This is a genomic window from Neorhizobium sp. SHOUNA12A, from assembly GCF_023006505.1.
Lineage (GTDB): Bacteria > Pseudomonadota > Alphaproteobacteria > Rhizobiales > Rhizobiaceae > Neorhizobium.
This window is the reverse complement of the sequence record NZ_JALBGV010000043.1, coordinates 34,404-50,800: the sequence shown is the minus strand read 5'-3', so window position 1 is coordinate 50,800 and position 16,397 is coordinate 34,404. Positions and strand designations below refer to the sequence as shown.

Annotated in this window: 13 protein-coding genes; 8 read left to right on the top strand and 5 right to left on the bottom strand. The window is 61.5% G+C overall.

The window, feature by feature from the left end:
* Positions 1-121 precede the first annotated feature (121 nt).
* Positions 122-1,645 carry a sulfatase gene (locus MOV63_RS19210; RefSeq protein ID WP_258719239.1) on the bottom strand — a complete coding sequence of 508 codons (1,524 nt, stop codon included), beginning with the start codon at positions 1,643-1,645 and terminating at the stop codon, positions 122-124.
* A 131-nt stretch (positions 1,646-1,776) separates the two neighbouring features.
* The gene (locus MOV63_RS19205; RefSeq protein WP_247035892.1) at positions 1,777-2,727 is read right to left on the bottom strand and encodes a LysR family transcriptional regulator; all 951 of its coding nucleotides are present in this window, start codon (positions 2,725-2,727) and stop codon (positions 1,777-1,779) included.
* A 171-nt stretch (positions 2,728-2,898) separates the two neighbouring features.
* Between MOV63_RS19205 and MOV63_RS19200 the strand changes: the two genes are divergently transcribed.
* From MOV63_RS19200 to MOV63_RS19175, 6 genes are read left to right on the top strand one after another with little or no spacing between them, the layout of a single operon-like run.
* The gene (locus MOV63_RS19200) at positions 2,899-4,407 is read left to right on the top strand and encodes an ABC transporter substrate-binding protein (RefSeq protein ID WP_247035890.1); all 1,509 of its coding nucleotides are present in this window, start codon (positions 2,899-2,901) and stop codon (positions 4,405-4,407) included.
* Positions 4,408-4,419: 12 nt separating this feature from the next.
* A complete protein-coding gene (locus tag MOV63_RS19195; RefSeq protein WP_247035888.1) occupies positions 4,420-5,361 on the top strand; it encodes an ABC transporter permease in 942 nt (313 codons plus the stop codon).
* The gene (locus MOV63_RS19190) at positions 5,358-7,121 is read left to right on the top strand and encodes a dipeptide/oligopeptide/nickel ABC transporter permease/ATP-binding protein (protein WP_247035887.1); all 1,764 of its coding nucleotides are present in this window, start codon (positions 5,358-5,360) and stop codon (positions 7,119-7,121) included. Before MOV63_RS19195 ends, MOV63_RS19190 begins: the two co-directional genes overlap by 4 nt.
* Complete coding sequence (locus MOV63_RS19185) at positions 7,118-7,930, top strand: ATP-binding cassette domain-containing protein (RefSeq protein ID WP_247035886.1); 813 nt, start codon at positions 7,118-7,120, stop codon at positions 7,928-7,930. The genes MOV63_RS19190 and MOV63_RS19185 overlap by 4 nt, the downstream gene beginning before the upstream one ends.
* A gap of 3 nt (positions 7,931-7,933) precedes the next feature.
* Positions 7,934-9,694, top strand: coding sequence for a sulfatase-like hydrolase/transferase (locus MOV63_RS19180; protein WP_247035881.1), 1,761 nt, complete (start codon positions 7,934-7,936; stop codon positions 9,692-9,694).
* A gap of 12 nt (positions 9,695-9,706) precedes the next feature.
* Positions 9,707-11,368, top strand: coding sequence for a glycoside hydrolase family 3 protein (locus MOV63_RS19175; protein WP_247035862.1), 1,662 nt, complete (start codon positions 9,707-9,709; stop codon positions 11,366-11,368).
* Between the two features lie 85 nt (positions 11,369-11,453).
* On the opposite strand, the gene MOV63_RS19170 is transcribed toward MOV63_RS19175, so the two are convergent.
* Positions 11,454-12,407: a formylglycine-generating enzyme family protein gene (locus MOV63_RS19170; RefSeq protein WP_247035859.1), complete on the bottom strand. Its 954-nt coding sequence runs from the start codon at positions 12,405-12,407 to the stop codon at positions 11,454-11,456.
* Between the two features lie 250 nt (positions 12,408-12,657).
* On the opposite strand from MOV63_RS19170, the gene MOV63_RS19165 reads away from it, so the two are divergent.
* Complete coding sequence (locus MOV63_RS19165; RefSeq protein ID WP_247035856.1) at positions 12,658-13,116, top strand: transposase; 459 nt, start codon at positions 12,658-12,660, stop codon at positions 13,114-13,116.
* Positions 13,117-13,252: 136 nt separating this feature from the next.
* Positions 13,253-13,858, top strand: a complete 606-nt coding sequence (locus MOV63_RS19160; protein ID WP_247035845.1) for a hypothetical protein — start codon at positions 13,253-13,255, stop codon at positions 13,856-13,858.
* 60 nt (positions 13,859-13,918) lie between these two features.
* Here MOV63_RS19160 and MOV63_RS19155 read toward each other — a convergent pair whose 3' ends face one another.
* Positions 13,919-14,989: an alcohol dehydrogenase family protein gene (locus MOV63_RS19155; protein ID WP_247035843.1), complete on the bottom strand. Its 1,071-nt coding sequence runs from the start codon at positions 14,987-14,989 to the stop codon at positions 13,919-13,921.
* Between the two features lie 13 nt (positions 14,990-15,002).
* Complete coding sequence (locus MOV63_RS19150; protein WP_247035841.1) at positions 15,003-16,382, bottom strand: aspartate aminotransferase family protein; 1,380 nt, start codon at positions 16,380-16,382, stop codon at positions 15,003-15,005.
* Positions 16,383-16,397: the final 15 nt, after the last annotated feature.

Sequence of the window (16,397 nt, the reverse complement as noted above, 5' to 3'; positions counted from 1 at the left end):
CCGACGCGCCGTCATAGCCGCGCTCTCAAACCACCATCCACCACAACGATGTCCACACTGCCGTATCAGGTTCCAAATGACCTCAAAATCAATTCTGCCAAAGTAGTGCTAAGCCGGCTGCCTAAATCCGTTCTCTGGGATGCTCGGCGATGTCGCCGATCTCGGCCATATGGGTGTCGAGCTTGTCGAGCATCTCGCGGAAAATTCCCGCATAGCTCGGATCGTCCACGACGTTTCTCAATTCGTGCGGATCTTCCACGCAGTCGAATAATTCCCATTCCGGGGGGGCACCATTCGGTCGAGCGCCTGGCTGTCCCAAATCGTCATTGTACCAGTAGATGAGCTTGTAGCGGGCGTCGCGCACGCCGTAATGCGCCCAGGCGCCATGGATGGCATCGTTGTGCATCCAATAGCGATGGTACACCAATTGCTGCCAGTCGTCTGGAGTCCGCCCCTCCAGCACGGCGCGCATCGACCGCCCTTGCATGAAGGAAGGCGTCCGCACCCCGGCATAGTCCAGGAAGGTGGGCGCAAAGTCGACGTTGCAGGCGAGGTCGCGACTGGTCGTGCCGGCCGGGACCGCTGCCGGGTAACGTGCCAAAAACGGCATCTGCAGACTTTCCTCGTACATGAAACGCTTGTCGAACCAGCCGTGCTCACCAAGGAAGAAGCCCTGGTCCGATGTGTAGATCACCAGCGTGTTCTCGGTCAGGCCTTTTTCATCGAGGTAGTCGAGCAGGCGGCCGACATTGTCGTCGATCGATTGAACCGTCCGGAGATAGCGCTTCATATAACGCTGATATTTGAATTCTGCGAAAGCCTGTGGATCGGTGAAGGTGTAGTTCCGGCCGGTCGAAGCGCACACCACGGTGATGCTTTCGCCACCTTTGAGTTCCGGCACGCGGCGAATCGGGATCTGATCCAGCATCAGTTCTCCCGTGACGGTGGCAGGCCCCTCCGGCTGCACGAGCCCGAGATCCTCCCAGTTGAGGTCGGACCGGACGCGCATGCGTGCGGCGGCGGCCGCCGCTGCCCGACCGGAATAATCGTCGTTGAACGTCGACGGCAGCGGAAGATCCTCTTCCGCCCAGAGATGATTGTGTTTGTGGTCGGGCACGAAATTACGATGGGGCGCCTTGTGGTGGCACATCAGAAAGAAGGGCCGGTCGTCGCCTTGTTCGATGAAATCGATCGATTTGTCGGTAATGATATCGGTGACATAGCCCGGAATTCGGCGCCGGCCATCACGATCGATGAAGGCCGGGTCCCAATAATCGCCCTGCCCTGGAACGACTGCCCAGTCATCGAACCCCTTCGGCTCGTGGAGAGGGCCTTCGCCGAGATGCCATTTGCCGAAGATGCCGGTGCGATAGCCTGCCGCTTTCAGAAGCTTGGCCACGTTGGGGATACGATTGTTCATGTGCGTCACGAGCGTCGTGACGCCATTGACGTGGTTATGCGTGCCGGTCAGGATCGCGGCCCTCGACGGCGTGCAGATCGAGTTCGTGACATAGGTCGCGTCATGTCTCACGCCCTCCTTCGCCAGCCGATCGATATTTGGGGTGTGGTTGAGACCTGCGCCATAGGCCGAGATTGCCCGCGCGGCATGGTCATCCGACATGATGAAAAGGATATTCGGTCGCAAGTATTCCTCCCTCGCACGCGGCAGGAATACGTATGATCGCAACCATCGAACCCGTCCGCCTTGGTCAAGGATACAGCGTCAGGTCATGCGCAAATAATGCAATTTCAGAAGCAAGCGATGCGAAAAACTGATCACTGCTGACCGCTTCGCCCGGTCTCCGGTGGGTTATCGAGATGAAACCGCTCCTTACAGAGTGCGATCAGCTGGCGCACCGGAGCCCAGTCACCGAGTTCTTCGCGATAGATCACCCCCGTCCGCGTATGCCTGTAATTGAGGTTGACCGGCACCGGGACGATGCGTGGGCAGGAGGTCGCAAGAACGGCCGCATTGGGCAGCAGGCAGAGGCAATCGCTCCGCTGAAGGATGGACAATGTCGAATGCAGGCTCTCGCAACTCAACCGGATGTCGGGCTCCCGCCCCAGCCGCTCGAAAAGACCGTGCTGGGTGGTGGCCTGATAGATCGGAAGCTCGGAATGAACGAGCCAGGGATAATCGAGCAGGCGCTCCGGCGGAACCGCTCCTGCCGCATCACGGGCGGCGAAGATCGGATGATCCTCGCGCGCCATGACATTGTTGATCACCTTCGTCAGCGGAAGCGCAACGAGGCGGAAGTCTTGCGGATCATCGACCGTCATTCCCGTGAACAGCATGTCGAGGCGCCCCTCCAGGAGATCGGTGATCGAGGTCGCATAACGGCTGTTCCTGAGCTCGAACACGATCTTGGGGAACCGCTGCTGCATGTCGACGAGCAGCTCCGGCAGGATTGCCGGGCGCCACATCGGTCCGGCGCCGATCCGCAGATAGGCCTTGCCTATTGCCCTGTCGGACATGAGTTCCTGCTCGGCCACTTCCCAGTGACGCATCATCCGCAGCGATTCCGACAAGACCTTCTCGCCGAACAGCGTCGGACGGACACCGCGTGCGTGCCGCTCCAGAAGCGGCCGTCCGAAATGGGCCTCCAACTGGGCGAGAGATCGAGATAAAGCGGGCTGCGTGAGGTTCAGCCGTTCGGCGGCACGACGGAGACTGCCTTCCTCCACGATCGCCTGGAGACGGAAGAGGTGGGTGATCTGATCCAGCATGGCAGTGATAAGCTTCGTTTATCGGTCACGCCGTTAATTGCATTTTTCCTGCATTGCCTCAACTGCTATGGCATTTGGAATGCCAAGAATGCGTATTTGGCAGGATCTTATTCGCTACATGCAGCCTGTCTGGCCGGGGAGCGGGCAAGTCAGGCTCTCGGGGAGGAGAGCATGCGAAACCGATTGATTTTGTCCGCCTTGACGGCGGCTTTTTTATCCGTGCCGCCAGTCGCCAAAGCAGAGGTCGGGAACAACCCCGAGACGCTTGCGCTCGCCGGCATTCTGGATAACGACACCTTCGACCGTGCCGGCCTTTCCATCGGCCATCGCGCCCAGTACTGGATGCCGGTCTTCGACACGCTGCTCTACACGGCACCGGACGGCAAGACGATGCCAAACCTGGCCACCGAATGGCACTTCAACGGCGATGGCACGGAGCTGACGCTCAAGCTGCGAGAAGGCGTCAAATTCACCGACGGAACACCCTTCAACGCCGAGGCGGTGAAGGCAAACCTCGAATATCTGCGCGATGGCGTCGGGCAGAACACCTGGATGGCTGGCGCCGTCAAGAATGTCGAGATCGTAGGCCCGGCCGAGCTGAAGCTGCACCTCAAGGAACCAGATCCGGGCATGCTCTTCAACCTGGCGACCGTCGGCGGCGCGATGGCGAGCCCCGCGACGCTCGGCAAGGCTGATTCCAAGATGCTCCCGATCGGTTCCGGACCTTACGTCTACGACACGGCGCGCTCGGTGACCGGACGGCAATACGTCTACAAGCGCAATCCGGATTATTGGAATACCGGCGCCTTTCCGTTCGAAACCATGACGATCACGCCGATCAACGATCTCAGCGCGCGGATGAATGCGCTGAAATCCGGCCAGGTGGATGCCGCCGCGGGCGAAGGACAGGTCGTCCCCGAGGCCGAGGCGAGCAAGCTGACGGTCTCCAGATTGCCCGTGGACTGGCTGGGTCTGTTTCTCTCCGACCGTGACGGCAAAATGGTAAAGGCGCTGTCCGACGTCCGCGTCCGGCGCGCGCTCAATATGGCATTCGATGAAAAAGCGATCCTGAAGTTCGTCGCCCGAGGTTATGGCGAAGTCACGGATCAACCTTTCGTTCCGCCAAGCGAAGCCTTCGATCCATCGCTCGACGGGACCTATCACTATGACCCGAAGGCAGCCCGTGCACTGCTTGCCGAAGCGGGTTATCCCAACGGCTTCAGCGTCACGATGCCGGATATCGGCACGCTTGCGGCCTATACGCCGATCATCACCCAGCAGCTCAAGGATATCGGCGTCACCGTCAGCTGGGTGAAAGTTCCGCCGAATGTCACGATCGCCGAGTTGCTGTCGGGCAAATACCCGATGTTCCTCTTTCGTCTGGGGAGCCAGTCGCCCTGGGCCGACTTCAACAAATTCGCCTTCGCAAACTCGCCCTGGAACACCTCCAAGGCAAAGGACGAAAAACTGGAGGCTCTCCTGAAGACAGCCCAGTATACGCCTCCAGGCAAGGAGCAGAATGCCGCGATGCAGGCCGCCAATCGATACATGGTCGAGAATGCCTTCTTTGCGCCGTGGTTCCGGATCGACAGCATCTACATTTCCAACGCTGAGGTGAAGGTCCAGATGCAGGCGCAGAACATCGTGCCTTGGCCGCGCAATTATGCGCCCGCAAAGTGAGCTCGGACGCCGATGGTACGTTATCTTCTGAGACGGGTGGCTTCCGGCATCGCGCTGCTTTGCCTGGTCTCGACCGTAACCTTCATGATGGTTTTCGGCGCCACGGGCAACGTCGCCCGCAACATCCTCGGTGAGAACGCGACGGTCGACCAGCTGAAGGCGCTGAACAGCCGGCTGGGGCTCGACCGACCGCTGATGGTCCAGTTCGGGGATTGGGTGAGCCATGCCGTTCGCGGCGACCTCGGCCCGTCATGGACGATGAGCGAGAGCGTGGCGTCGGCACTTGCGAGCCGGCTGCCCGTCACCCTGTCAATGGTGACCATCGCCGTGGCGCTGATGGCGCTCCTTTCGGCTATGCTCGGCATCGCCGCGGCTGTCCGGGGCGGCTGGGCGGACCGCGCAATCCAGATCGTCAGCGTCGCAGGTTTCGCCATGCCGAATTTCTGGCTCGGCCTGCTGCTGGTCCTCACCTTCTCGGTCAAGTTCGGCTGGCTGCCGGCGACGGGTTATGTTTCGTTCAGTGCCTCGCCGTCCGCGTGGGCGGCTTCCCTGGTGCTTCCCGTAACGGCGCTGGTGCTTTCGGGGATAGCCTCGGCCTCCCAGCAGATCCGGGGCGCGGTCATCGATGCGCTCAAGCAGGATTACGTGCGCACACTCCGCTCCCGCGGCGTCAGCCCCCGTTCGGTGCTCTACCGCCATGCGCTGCGCAATGCGATGCCGGCGGCGCTGACCGTCCTATCGGTTCAGTTCATCGCCCTTCTCGGTGGTGCCGCCGTCATCGAGCGCGTATTCGCTATTCCCGGTATGGGCTCGTTGACGGTTTCGGCTGCGCTGATCGGCGATGTTCCCGTGCTCATGGGAGTGGTGGTGACCCTCATCATCGTGGTCGTTCTGGTGAACATACTGGTCGACTTCCTCAACGCATGGGCAAATCCGAAGGTGAGGATGTCATGAGCGATATCAACACCGCCCAGCCGCCAATCCCCGCGGCTTCGCAGCGCCGTCATTTCGTCCTTTCGGTGCTCACCAATCCGACAGGCCTTGTGGCCTTGCTGGCGCTTCTGGTCGTCATCGCATCGGCGATCTTCGCGCCTCTGCTTGCCCCCAACGATCCGTCCGCCGTCCAGATATTCAAGGTCAATGCCGTCGCCGGCGACGGCTATCTCCTCGGCGGCGACGGTTCGGGACGTGACATATGGAGCCGTCTCCTTCATGGCGGCCGCAACACATTCCTCGGTGCGCTGATCACGGTGGCCATCGCCGCATCCATAGGGGTGACAGCGGGGCTCTTCGCCGGTTTTTACGGCAGGAAACTCGACCTCGTGGCCCGCTGGATCTCCGACGGCATCATGGCGCTGCCGGCGCTGATCGTATTGCTCGCCTTCTATCAGGCGCTTGGGGCCTCGATCTACCTGTCGATGGCGGTTTTCGGAGTGATGCTGTCACCGGGCTTCTTCCGGCTTACGCGCAATCTCGTCAACGGCGTCAAACACGAGCTCTATATCGACGCCGCACGTGTCTCGGGTCTCAGCGACCTCAGGATCATCACCAGGCATATCCTGCTCTCGGTGCGAGCGCCGGTGGTCATCCAGACCTCCATCGTCGCTGGCATCGCCATCGTGGTCCAGTCCGGTCTCGAATTCCTCGGGCTGGGCGACCCCAGCACGCCGACCTGGGGCGGCATGCTGCAGGATGCCTTCTCCAACATCTATGTCTCGCCGCAGGCGATCCTCTGGCCGGGGCTGGCAATCACCGCAACGGTCGCTTCGCTGGTGCTGCTTGCGAACGCCATCCGCGACCGCATGCAGCAGGGCGGCGTTCAGGTCAGGGCGCCGAAAGTCCTTCCCCGGACGATGAGCGAACCGCTGCCACGCGCCGCACCCGACGTGCTCCTCGACGTGCGCGATCTGGTTGTTGCCTATCCTGCAAGCGACGGCTGGCGGGAAGTCGTCAAGGGCGTGAGCCTCAGCCTCAGGCGTGGCGAGGTTCTGGGGCTCGTCGGCGAAAGCGGATCGGGCAAGAGCCAGACGGCATTTTCCATCCTCGGACTTTTGTCGTCCGGGGGTCGTGTGCTTTCCGGTTCCATCCAGTTCGACGGTATCGATCTGGGGAGATCTTCCGAAGATGAGCTCCGTGCCCTTCGCGGCAAGCGCATCGCCTATGTCCCCCAGGAGCCGATGGCCAATCTCGATCCGGCGTTCCGGATCGGGTTCCAGCTCGTCGAGCCGATGATGACGGTGCTCGGAATCTCTCGGGCGGAAGCGACGCGGCGGGCGCTGAAACTGCTTGCCCGCGTGAAGCTGCCGGACCCGGAACGGGTGTTTCGCGCCTACCCGCACGAGATCTCCGGCGGCATGGCCCAGCGCGTGCTCATTGCCGGTGCTGTCGCCTGCAGTCCCGACCTTCTGATCGCCGACGAACCGACCACCGCGCTCGATGTAACCGTGCAGGCGGAAGTGCTCGATCTTCTGCGCGACCTGCAAAAGGAGTTCAACATGGCGGTCATGCTGGTGACCCACAATTTCGGCGTCGTGGCGGATAGCTGCGGCCGGGTGGCCGTCATGAAGGACGGCAGGATCGTGGAAATCAATACCGTGGCAGACCTCTTTGCCGCGCCGGCGCACGACTACACCCGCATGCTTCTCGGATCCGTTCTCGAAGATGGCAGGACGCGCACATATCGACTACCGATGACGGAGGAGATGCGGGCATGAACGATCAGATCCTTGTCGATTGCCGCAACGTCAACGTCCATTTCGGCGCCCACCATGTCCTGAAACACGTCAACCTCACCATCCGCCCTGGTGAAACCGTAGGCTTGGTGGGCGAGAGCGGGTCGGGCAAGACGACGCTCGGGCGCGCCATTCTCGGCATCGGCCCGGTCAGCTCCGGCGAGCTATGGTTCGACGGCGAGAATATCGCCGGAATGCCGCCCCGCGCCCGCAAGGGCCAGGCGGCCATCCAGGCGGTCTTCCAGGATCCCTATAGCTCGCTCAACCCGTCGATGACGATAGAAGACATCCTGACGGAACCGATTGTCGCGCGCCGGCTCGCCTCGCGTGCCGATGCTTCCCGGCAGGTCCGCAAGCTGCTCGATCAGGTCGCGCTGCCAAGCGACGCGGCGGAACGGTTTGCCCGCGAGTTTTCCGGCGGCCAGCGTCAACGCATCGCCATTGCCCGGGCGCTGGCGCTCTCTCCGCGCCTCATCGTCTGTGACGAACCGGTCTCCGCACTCGATCTTTCCACCCAGTCGCGGGTCATGGACCTGTTCATCGAGATCCAGGAGCGGACGGGCGTCGCCTATCTTTTCGTTTCCCACGATCTGGCTGCGGTGCGTCACATCTCGCATCGCGTTGCGGTCATGCGCTTCGGCGAGATCGTCGAATTCGGAGAATGCGATCAGGTAACGGCTCGCCCCGCTCACGACTACACCAAGCGCCTGCTTCTCGCCGCCCCCGTCGCCGATCCCGCAAGGCAGGCGGAACGGCGCGCCGCGTTCCGCGCCCTCGCAATGACGGCTTGAACCATGCGCGCCATCGTCCTGATGTTCGACAGCCTCAACCGCCGCCTTCTGCCGCCCTATGGCGACAAGACGGCCCATGCCCCGAATTTCGGGCGGCTTGCGGAAAAGACGGCCACGTTCGACCGCTGTTATGCCGGTTCCATGCCCTGCATGCCGGCCCGGCGCGAAATGCATACCGGCAGGTACAACTTTCTTCACCGGTCCTGGTCACCGATCGAGCCGTTCGACGATAGCGTGCCGGAATTGCTGAGAAACGCCGGTATCTACACCCACTTGGTCACCGACCATCAGCATTATTGGGAGGATGGGGGGGCGACCTATCACACGCGCTTTTCTTCGCACGAGTTCTTTCGCGGCCAGGAAGGCGACCTCTGGAAAGGCATTGTCGAAGGTGTGGATCGCACACGTCTCGTCGACTTCCTCTACCAGATGAAGCGGCAGGACCCGATCAACCGGACTTATCTCAGGGACGAGCGTGACCACCCGCAAACGCGGACATTCGATGCCGGGCTGCAATTCATCGAAACCAATGCCGGCCAGGACGATTGGATGCTGCAGCTCGAGACTTTCGATCCGCACGAGCCGTTTTTCAGCTATGCCGAATATCAGGCGCTCTACCCCGATACCGGCGAGGATTTCGACTGGCCGCCCTATGATCGCGTCACCGAGGCGGAAGAACGGGTCCTCCAGGCGCGGTATCGTTATCTGGCGCTGCTTTCGATGTGCGACCGCAATCTCGGCCGGCTGCTTGACATGATGGACGAGAAGAACATGTGGGACGATACGATGCTGATCGTCTGCACGGACCATGGTTATATGCTCGGCGAAAGGGGCTGGTGGGGTAAATCCGTCATGCCGTGGTACGACGAGACGATCCACACGCCCTTCTTCGTCTGGGATCCGCGGGCAAGGGTTGCCGGCGAACGACGTTCCGCACTCGTTCAGACCATAGACATAGCGCCGACGCTCCTCGACCTCTTCGGCATCCGGCCGACGCCTGATATGCAGGGAAAACCGCTTCTCGAGACCGTCAGAAACGATGCTCCGGTTCGCAAGGCGGGACTGTTCGGGAATTTCGGGGGGCACGTGTGTGTCACCGACGGCCGTTACGTCTACATGCGATGCTGCGCCACCGAGGACAATTCGCCGCTCCATGAATATACGCTGATGCCGACCCACATGCGCGCCCGCTTCTCCCCGGACGAACTGTCGAAGGCGGAGCTCGCGCCGCCTTTCTCTTTCACCAAGGGAGCCCCCGTCCTGCGCATGCCGGGATGGACGATCCGGGGCCCCTGGGTTTTCGGGACCCTGCTCTACGATCTTGAGACGGATCCCGAGCAGAAAAATCCGCTCAGAGATGATAGAATTGAAATGCGGATGGCCGAGCTGCTCGTCGATCTGATGCGTGCCTCCGATGCACCCTCCGATCAGTTCGAACGGCTCGGCCTTCCCGAGACGGGACCGGTGCGCGGCGAACACCTGCTCATCGAAAAACAATGGGAGCAGGTCGTTTCCGGCCAGCGCAGCGTGGCGCGGGCAAGCGATTTCCCACAAGGGGCTCGGGTGGCGAATATTCCCATCGCGAAGCTTATGGCCGACGAAACGACGCGCCGCATCTTGATTGCGGAGGTTCCTCGTCTTGCGTCCAAGCCGCCGCCCGCGCCACTCGCCGCAAAGACGCTGGTGCAGGCAGCAACCGTTTGGCCGGAACTGGACCTGGAAAAGCTCGAGGCGCTTGAGCGCGCGCTCACCGAGCAGGTTTGAACGGAGAGATCGATGCCATCGACACTGGATCATCTGACGAAATCGCCCTTCAACCTCGATCGTGAAGCCCTCGACTGGGTAACCCGGACGTTCCAGGCCCTGGACGACACCGCCCGCGCAGCCCAGCTTTTTAATCTCAATTCGCGCGGTGACGACCGCGAGGCGGAGATCGTCCGCCTCGGCGAGCTGCAGCCTGGCGGCATCACCCGTTATTTCGGCGCGGATGGCACGAGGGAACGCGCGCATATGGCAGCGGTTCAGGCCGGGGCCACGGTCCCTCTGCTCGTTTCCGCCGATCTCGAAGGCTCACGCATGAGCCTCTCCTTCGGCACGGCCGTTCCCAATCCGCTGGCCCTGGCCGCCGTCGATGATGTCGAGCTGACCGAGGTGATCTCCGACCTGATGGCGCGCGAAGCCCGTTCCGTCGGGATCAACTGGTCCTTCACGCCGGTACTGGATATCAACGCGGCCTTTCGCAGCCCGATCGTCGCAACCCGCGGATATGGCTCGGATCCGGCGCTGATCGAACGTCACGCACTGGCGCAGATGCGCGTCTTCCAGCGCCTCGGCCTTGCCGCGACCGTGAAACATTGGCCGGGCGAAGGCTATGACGAGCGCGACCAGCACCTGGTCACAACGATCAATCCGCTATCGATGGAAGAATGGCGAGCCACTTTCGGTGTGCTCTACAGGGCGGCCATCGATCAGGGGGTCAAGTCGGTCATGTCGGCGCATATCGCGCTGCCGGCTTATGTCTTGGAGCGCGATCCCGATGCAGGCGAAGAAGCCTATCTGCCGGCTTCAGTCTCTGTGCCGCTCAATACCGCGCTCCTGCGGGGCGAGCTCGGCTTCAACGGCCTGATCGTCTCGGACGCCAGCGAGATGGCAGGCCTTTCGGGCGTGATGCCGGCGCATGACGCGAAGATCGAGATTATCGCGAGTGGCTGCGACATGGTCCTTTTCTCCTCCAAACCGGAGGCGGAAATCGCTGCCGTGCGTGACGCCGCCCATTCCGGGCGCATTCCGGCGGAGCGTTTCTACGATGCCGTCACACGCGTCCTCGCCCTCAAGGCGTCGCTCGGCCTGCATCGCAACGTCGAAATGCCGGTCCATGTAGGTGAGGCGTCCTCCCAAAAATTGTCCAACGAAGCTTTCGCTCGCGCGCCCACACTGGTGAAGGACAGGAACGGTACGCTGCCGCTCGACCCTGAAAAGCATCGCCGCATCCTTGTCGTTTCCGGCGGGATCGTCGAGCCGATGCAGAATGCGAGGCTGGATTTCAAGCTGCCGGAAATGCTGGCTGCCGAGGGCTTCGAGGTGACCCTTAATCCCTATGGCACCCCGCTCGATACGGACGGGCACGACCTCGTCCTCTATCTGTTCGGCGAAGAGACGCTTCTGACACGCGGACGCATTTTTCTCGATTGGCGGGCGCTTCACGGGGATTTCAGGGCCGCCATGAAACGGCCGTGGACGAGCCTGCCGACGGTGATGATCTCCTTCGGCTTTCCCTATTATCTCTACGATGCCCCGCGGGTGCCGACCTATATCAATGCCTATTCCACCCATGAGGCGATGCAGACCGCTGTGGTGGAGGCGCTGATGGGGCGCAGGCTGTGGAACCGGAGGAGCCCCGTCGATCCCTTCGCTGGAGCGTTTGACGCTCAATATTGATTAGATTCTGGGACGGATGCCGGATGAAAGGCATACGGCATCCCGTCGACCGTAACAGGGTATTCGTCGCGGTCCCGTCTGCGGATCAAAGGCCATGGCCATTTCCGACGCCAGCGTCATAGGCGACCCGAAAGCCTGTATTGCTCGAGGCGCTGTCGGGGGAAAGGCCCATTCGCGCCGCGATGCGGTACCGATAGCAGTAGCTCTTGTGGCAGAGGAATGAGCCGCCCTTCAGCACCTTGTCGGAAAAGCGCTTGGCATGCTCGTTTCGCGCCTTTGCCTGTTTCGACAGTGAGCGCACCTTGAAAGGATCGGCGGTCCATTCCCAGACATTGCCGGCGAGATTGTAGAAACCAGCCTCGTTGGGGGCGAAGCTGCGCGCCGGCGCGGTGCCGAAATATCCGTCCTGCAGCGTGTTGGTGTCGGGAAAGCGGCCCTGCCAGATATTGCAGAAGATCGCCTCGTCGGTCGGCTCCTCCTCGCCCCAGGGATACCGCCGGCGGCGGTTGCCGCCGCGTGCGGCATGCTCCCACTCCGCTTCTGTCGGCAGACGGCCGCCGACCCATCGCGCGAACGCGAGCGCATCGTTCCAGGAGACGTGGGTGACCGGATGGTCAAGCCGATCGTCGATGGAACTGCCGCGGCCTTCCGGCTGCCGCCATGTTGCGCCGTCGACGCGCGTCCACCAAGGGGTTCCGATAACGCCACCCGTCGCAAGACTGCTGTCACCGAGCAGCGATGCGAACACGGCCGACGAGCCGAACCGCTCCGATTCCGTCACATGGCCGGTCGCCTCGGCGAACTGGGCAAACCGACGGATGGTGACCGTCTCGACCTCGAGGTGAAAATCCTGCAACGAAATCCTGCGCTCCGGCCCCTCGCCATCGGCGGAGATTACCGGGTCATGGGTTCCAACGAATGTCTCGCCCCCCTTGATGGCAATCGCTTCCCCTCGGATGCCGGCAGAGACCGTGTTTGCCGGTGCGGCAGATATTGCCTGCTCCGTCTCCCGCCTTGATCCTGAACAGCATCCACTCATTGCGTCTTCCTGATGTAACTTATTTCGTCTTGCGGATTTTTCAGGCCGCCAACCTTCTGATCTTCGGTGGTCCACGACTTCGCTTTGGCAGACATATAAACGTTCGATCGCGGGAATGCCAAAAGCATTTGGGTGATCGAATGATAGACGGACTTTCGTCCTTTCAGCGGGTCATTGTTCCTTGAGGGAGCTCTGTTGACTAATTGATCAACTCGGCTGACAAAGGCGGCGATAAAGAGAGGGAACATTCATGGCCGACGAAGAAAACATCGAGCTTTCTACCGTGTCTGCGACGGCTGAATCCGCGCCGGCGCCGTCCGTTGCCAAGAAGGCGGCCTCTCGACGAAAAAAGGCTTCGGTCGAGCCTGTTCGCGCCACATCGAAAGCGGCTTCATCAACGAGGTCTAAAAGGCATACCGACGAAGACAAGCTTGAAAAGCTGGGACAGATCGACGCCCAGCTGGCAAACGGGGTAACGCTCAAGGACGCAGTCAAGACCGTCGGTATTTCGGACCAAACATATTACCAATGGAAGAAGGCCGTAAAGTCCGAGGGCGCCGTTCGGAAAGCGCCTGTTTCTGTTCCCGTTACCGACGATCTTGCCGAGTTCACCCAGCTCGAAGAGGAGAACCAACGGCTTCGCAAGCTGTTGGCGGAAAAGTTGCGCACCGAGAATGCAGAACTGCGCAGACGACTCGGTCTTGAGTGAAGCCGACACCGGAATCTCGCGTCATGTGCCCGATTTGACTACAGGATTCATGGGCTAGCCGATAAAGACAAAAGGCTTGTGGGACCTGCTCGATAGCGCAGGACTCGGCAATCGACATATCCACGCTGAGAGACAGATGAAGACCACGCGGCGCAACTTTGTTGTCGAGTATAAAACCAATCGACGACAGCCGAAGACCCAAGCAAACTCGATTTGGGGTGATACGGATCTGAGGGCCCTGGCCCGGGCGGTGGAAAGCGACACGTCGCTGCCACATCGCATCCAGCCGATTGAGGAGCGCCCGCGAACCTCCGCCAATGCCGCGGTCACGTCCGAACGAGTGAAGCTGGAGCCGAGCATTGAAAACGGCCATCGCGCCGACGATCCAGGAACAATCCTTTCATTGGACGGCGAAGCGGGTTCATCGCCGCCGCCTCAAATCGAATTGCCGGCGGCAATTAATGCTCAGCCATCCCCCGAAATGGTAGCGGTCGTGAGAAATCACGTACCGTTGTCGAGCGCCGAGAAGCCGCACGTAAACGTTCAGACCATCGAAATTGTCACGCCGTCCGAAAAGGACCATCCTCAGCGACGGAGTGTCCATCTGCCGGACGTGGTTTCGGATGACGATCTGGCGGCGCTCGATGCCGAGAACAGGCGGCTCAAAAAGCTGCTGGCCGACAAACTTCGGACCGAGAATGCTCGCCTGACGAACATGCTTCAGCGGCTCGGCAGCTTATAGTCGGCTTGAGAAGTCGGACCCAGCCAACCGGACATCGCCAACACAGGTTCCGAACTACCGTTAATCGGGAACCACGACCAGTTTGCCGACGAAATTCTTGGCCATGAAGTCCGTTTGGGCGTTGTGGAATTTCGACAACGGATAGACGCCGCCGACGAGCGGTCGGACCTTTCCGCTTTCGATATAACCGACGAGGCGGCGAAAATCGGCGCGGCTTCCCTGGCTGGAACCGTGCAGCTCCAGCTGCTTCAGATACATCGTCCTGAGATCGAGCTGGACGACCGGGCCTGCAATGGCCCCCGCGGTCGTGTAACGGCCCTCGGGGCGCAGGATTTTCAGAAGATCGTTGAACATCGGGCCGGCCACGAGATCCGCGACCACGTCGATCGGCGCCCCGCCCGTTGCTTCGGTCACCGCCTCGGCGAGGTCGCCTTTCCCGCGCGTCACCACGGCCTCGGCGCCGATCTCGAGTATGGCGGTTTCCTTGCCAGGGCCCGCGACGGCGATCGGGATAGCGCCGCGCGCCCGCGCGAGCTGAATGATTGCTGATCCGACGCCGCCCGAGGCGCCGGTGACGAGTACCCATTCCCCGACCAAAAGCCTGGCTCTTTCCAGCATTCTCTCGCCGGTCAGATAGGCGCAGCAGAAAGTCGCAAGCTCGATGTCGGTCATGGTGGTGTTGATCACATGGGCGTTTTCTGCCGGCAGCGCCATGTATTCGGCATAACCGCCGTCGCGTCCGTGGCCCATGTAGTCGATGTCGGCAAGGCTATCGTCCTCACGGTTGTAGATGGAGAAATCGACCATCACCCGCTCGCCGATCCGCGTCGGATCAACACCCTCTCCGACGGCAACCACGTGACCGATGGTATCGGCGCCCTGGATGCGCGGAAAGGTGAGCGTGTTGCCCTGCCGTCTCCATGTGGAAACGGCACCGGGATCCTCCTCTGTACCGTAGGCGCCCTGGCGCACCCAGACATCGGTATTGTTCATGCCGCAGGCCGTCACGCGGATAAGGACCTCGCCGGCGGCAGGTCTGGGCACGGGGACGTCTCGGCTGTAGACGAGCTTGTCGAGCCCGCCATGGCCGGTCAGGAGGACGGCTGCCATCGTTTCGGGGATAGAGGCCATGTGTCTTCTCCCGTCAGAGGTTGGCGAAGACACTGTCGATCGCCTCGGCCGTCGCCTTGACGACGATATCCGCTTCCTCGCGGGTGAGGCAAAGCGGTGGCGCAAAACCGAGAATGTCGCCCTGGGGCATGGCGCGGCCGATGACGCCGCGCTCCAGAAGGGTTGCTGCGATTTGTGGGCCGATCTTCTGGGAAGGATCGAAGAACCTGCGATCGTCCTTGTCCTCCACGAATTCCACCGCGGCCATGAGCCCATCGCCCCGGACGTCGCCGACATGCTTGTGGCCGGCAACGGCCTTGGCCAGTTCGGAGCGGAAATAGGCTCCGGTCTCGGCAGCATTCTGCACCAATCCCATCTCGTCGATCAGTTCGAGGTTGGCGATGCCGGCCGCCGCGCAGATCGGGTGCGAGGAATAGGTCCAACCATGCCCGATCGCGCCGAGCTGGTCCGAGCCCTGCACCAGGACCTGCCAGAACCGGTCGGAGACGATCGTGCCGGACAGCGGCGCATAGGCGGAGGTCAGGCCTTTGGCGATGGTGATGAGATCCGGCTTCATGCCGTAATGGTCGGAGCCGAACATCGTGCCGAGGCGGCCGAAACCGGTCACCACCTCGTCGGCGACGAGCAGGATGTCGTATTTCTGAAGTACCGCCTGGATCTTTTCCCAATAGCCCCTGGGCGGCGGTACGATGCCGCCGGTGCCGAGGATGGGCTCGCCGATGAAGGCCGCGATCGTCTCCGGGCCCTCCGAAAGGATCATCTCCTCCAGCTTGTCGGCACAATATTGCGAGAACTGTTCCTCGCTCATCGAGCGGTCCGGACGGCGGAAATAATAGGGCGCTTCGGTATGCAGGATCGGCACGCGCGGCAGGTCGAAGGCCTTGTGGAAGAGTTCGAGGCCGGTGAGACTGCCGGTCATGACGCCGGAGCCGTGATAGCCGCGCCAGCGCGAGATGATCTTCTTCTTTTCCGGCCGCCCGAGGACGTTGTTGTAGTACCAGATCAGCTTGATGTTGGTCTCGTTGGCATCGGAGCCGGAAAGACCGAAATAGACCCTCGACATGCCTTCCGGCGCGCGGTCGATGATCATCTTCGAAAGCGTGATCGACGCTTCCGTGCCGTGCCCGACATAGGCATGATAATAGGCCAGGTTCCGGGCCTGTTCGGCGATTGCATCGGCGATTTTCTGTCGGCCGTAGCCGACATTGACGCAGTAGAGACCGGCAAAGGCATCGAGGCTGGTGCGGCCGTCGCGGTCGGTGATGTAGACGCCTTCGCCGCTGCCGATCACCCGCGTCGGCGTTTCGCCGCGCGCATGCATGCCCATATGGGTCGACGGATGGAAGAAATGATCACGGTCCCAGGCGGTGAGTTCGTTGTTTCTTTCGAGCATTGGCTTTTCCTTCAA

Bases quoted from the DNA above. Each gene is read 5' to 3' on its own strand.
- MOV63_RS19150 (WP_247035841.1), bottom strand. From the start codon at position 16,382: ATGCTCGAAAGAAACAACGAACTCACCGCCTGGGACCGTGATCATTTC.
- MOV63_RS19185 (WP_247035886.1), top strand. From the start codon at position 7,118: ATGAACGATCAGATCCTTGTCGATTGCCGCAACGTCAACGTCCATTTC.
- MOV63_RS19170 (WP_247035859.1), bottom strand. From the start codon at position 12,407: ATGAGTGGATGCTGTTCAGGATCAAGGCGGGAGACGGAGCAGGCAATA.
- MOV63_RS19180 (WP_247035881.1), top strand. From the start codon at position 7,934: ATGCGCGCCATCGTCCTGATGTTCGACAGCCTCAACCGCCGCCTTCTG.
- MOV63_RS19160 (WP_247035845.1), top strand. From the start codon at position 13,253: ATGAAGACCACGCGGCGCAACTTTGTTGTCGAGTATAAAACCAATCGA.
- MOV63_RS19175 (WP_247035862.1), top strand. From the start codon at position 9,707: ATGCCATCGACACTGGATCATCTGACGAAATCGCCCTTCAACCTCGAT.
- MOV63_RS19190 (WP_247035887.1), top strand. From the start codon at position 5,358: ATGAGCGATATCAACACCGCCCAGCCGCCAATCCCCGCGGCTTCGCAG.
- MOV63_RS19195 (WP_247035888.1), top strand. From the start codon at position 4,420: ATGGTACGTTATCTTCTGAGACGGGTGGCTTCCGGCATCGCGCTGCTT.
- MOV63_RS19165 (WP_247035856.1), top strand. From the start codon at position 12,658: ATGGCCGACGAAGAAAACATCGAGCTTTCTACCGTGTCTGCGACGGCT.
- MOV63_RS19200 (WP_247035890.1), top strand. From the start codon at position 2,899: ATGCGAAACCGATTGATTTTGTCCGCCTTGACGGCGGCTTTTTTATCC.
- MOV63_RS19155 (WP_247035843.1), bottom strand. From the start codon at position 14,989: ATGGCCTCTATCCCCGAAACGATGGCAGCCGTCCTCCTGACCGGCCAT.
- MOV63_RS19205 (WP_247035892.1), bottom strand. From the start codon at position 2,727: ATGCTGGATCAGATCACCCACCTCTTCCGTCTCCAGGCGATCGTGGAG.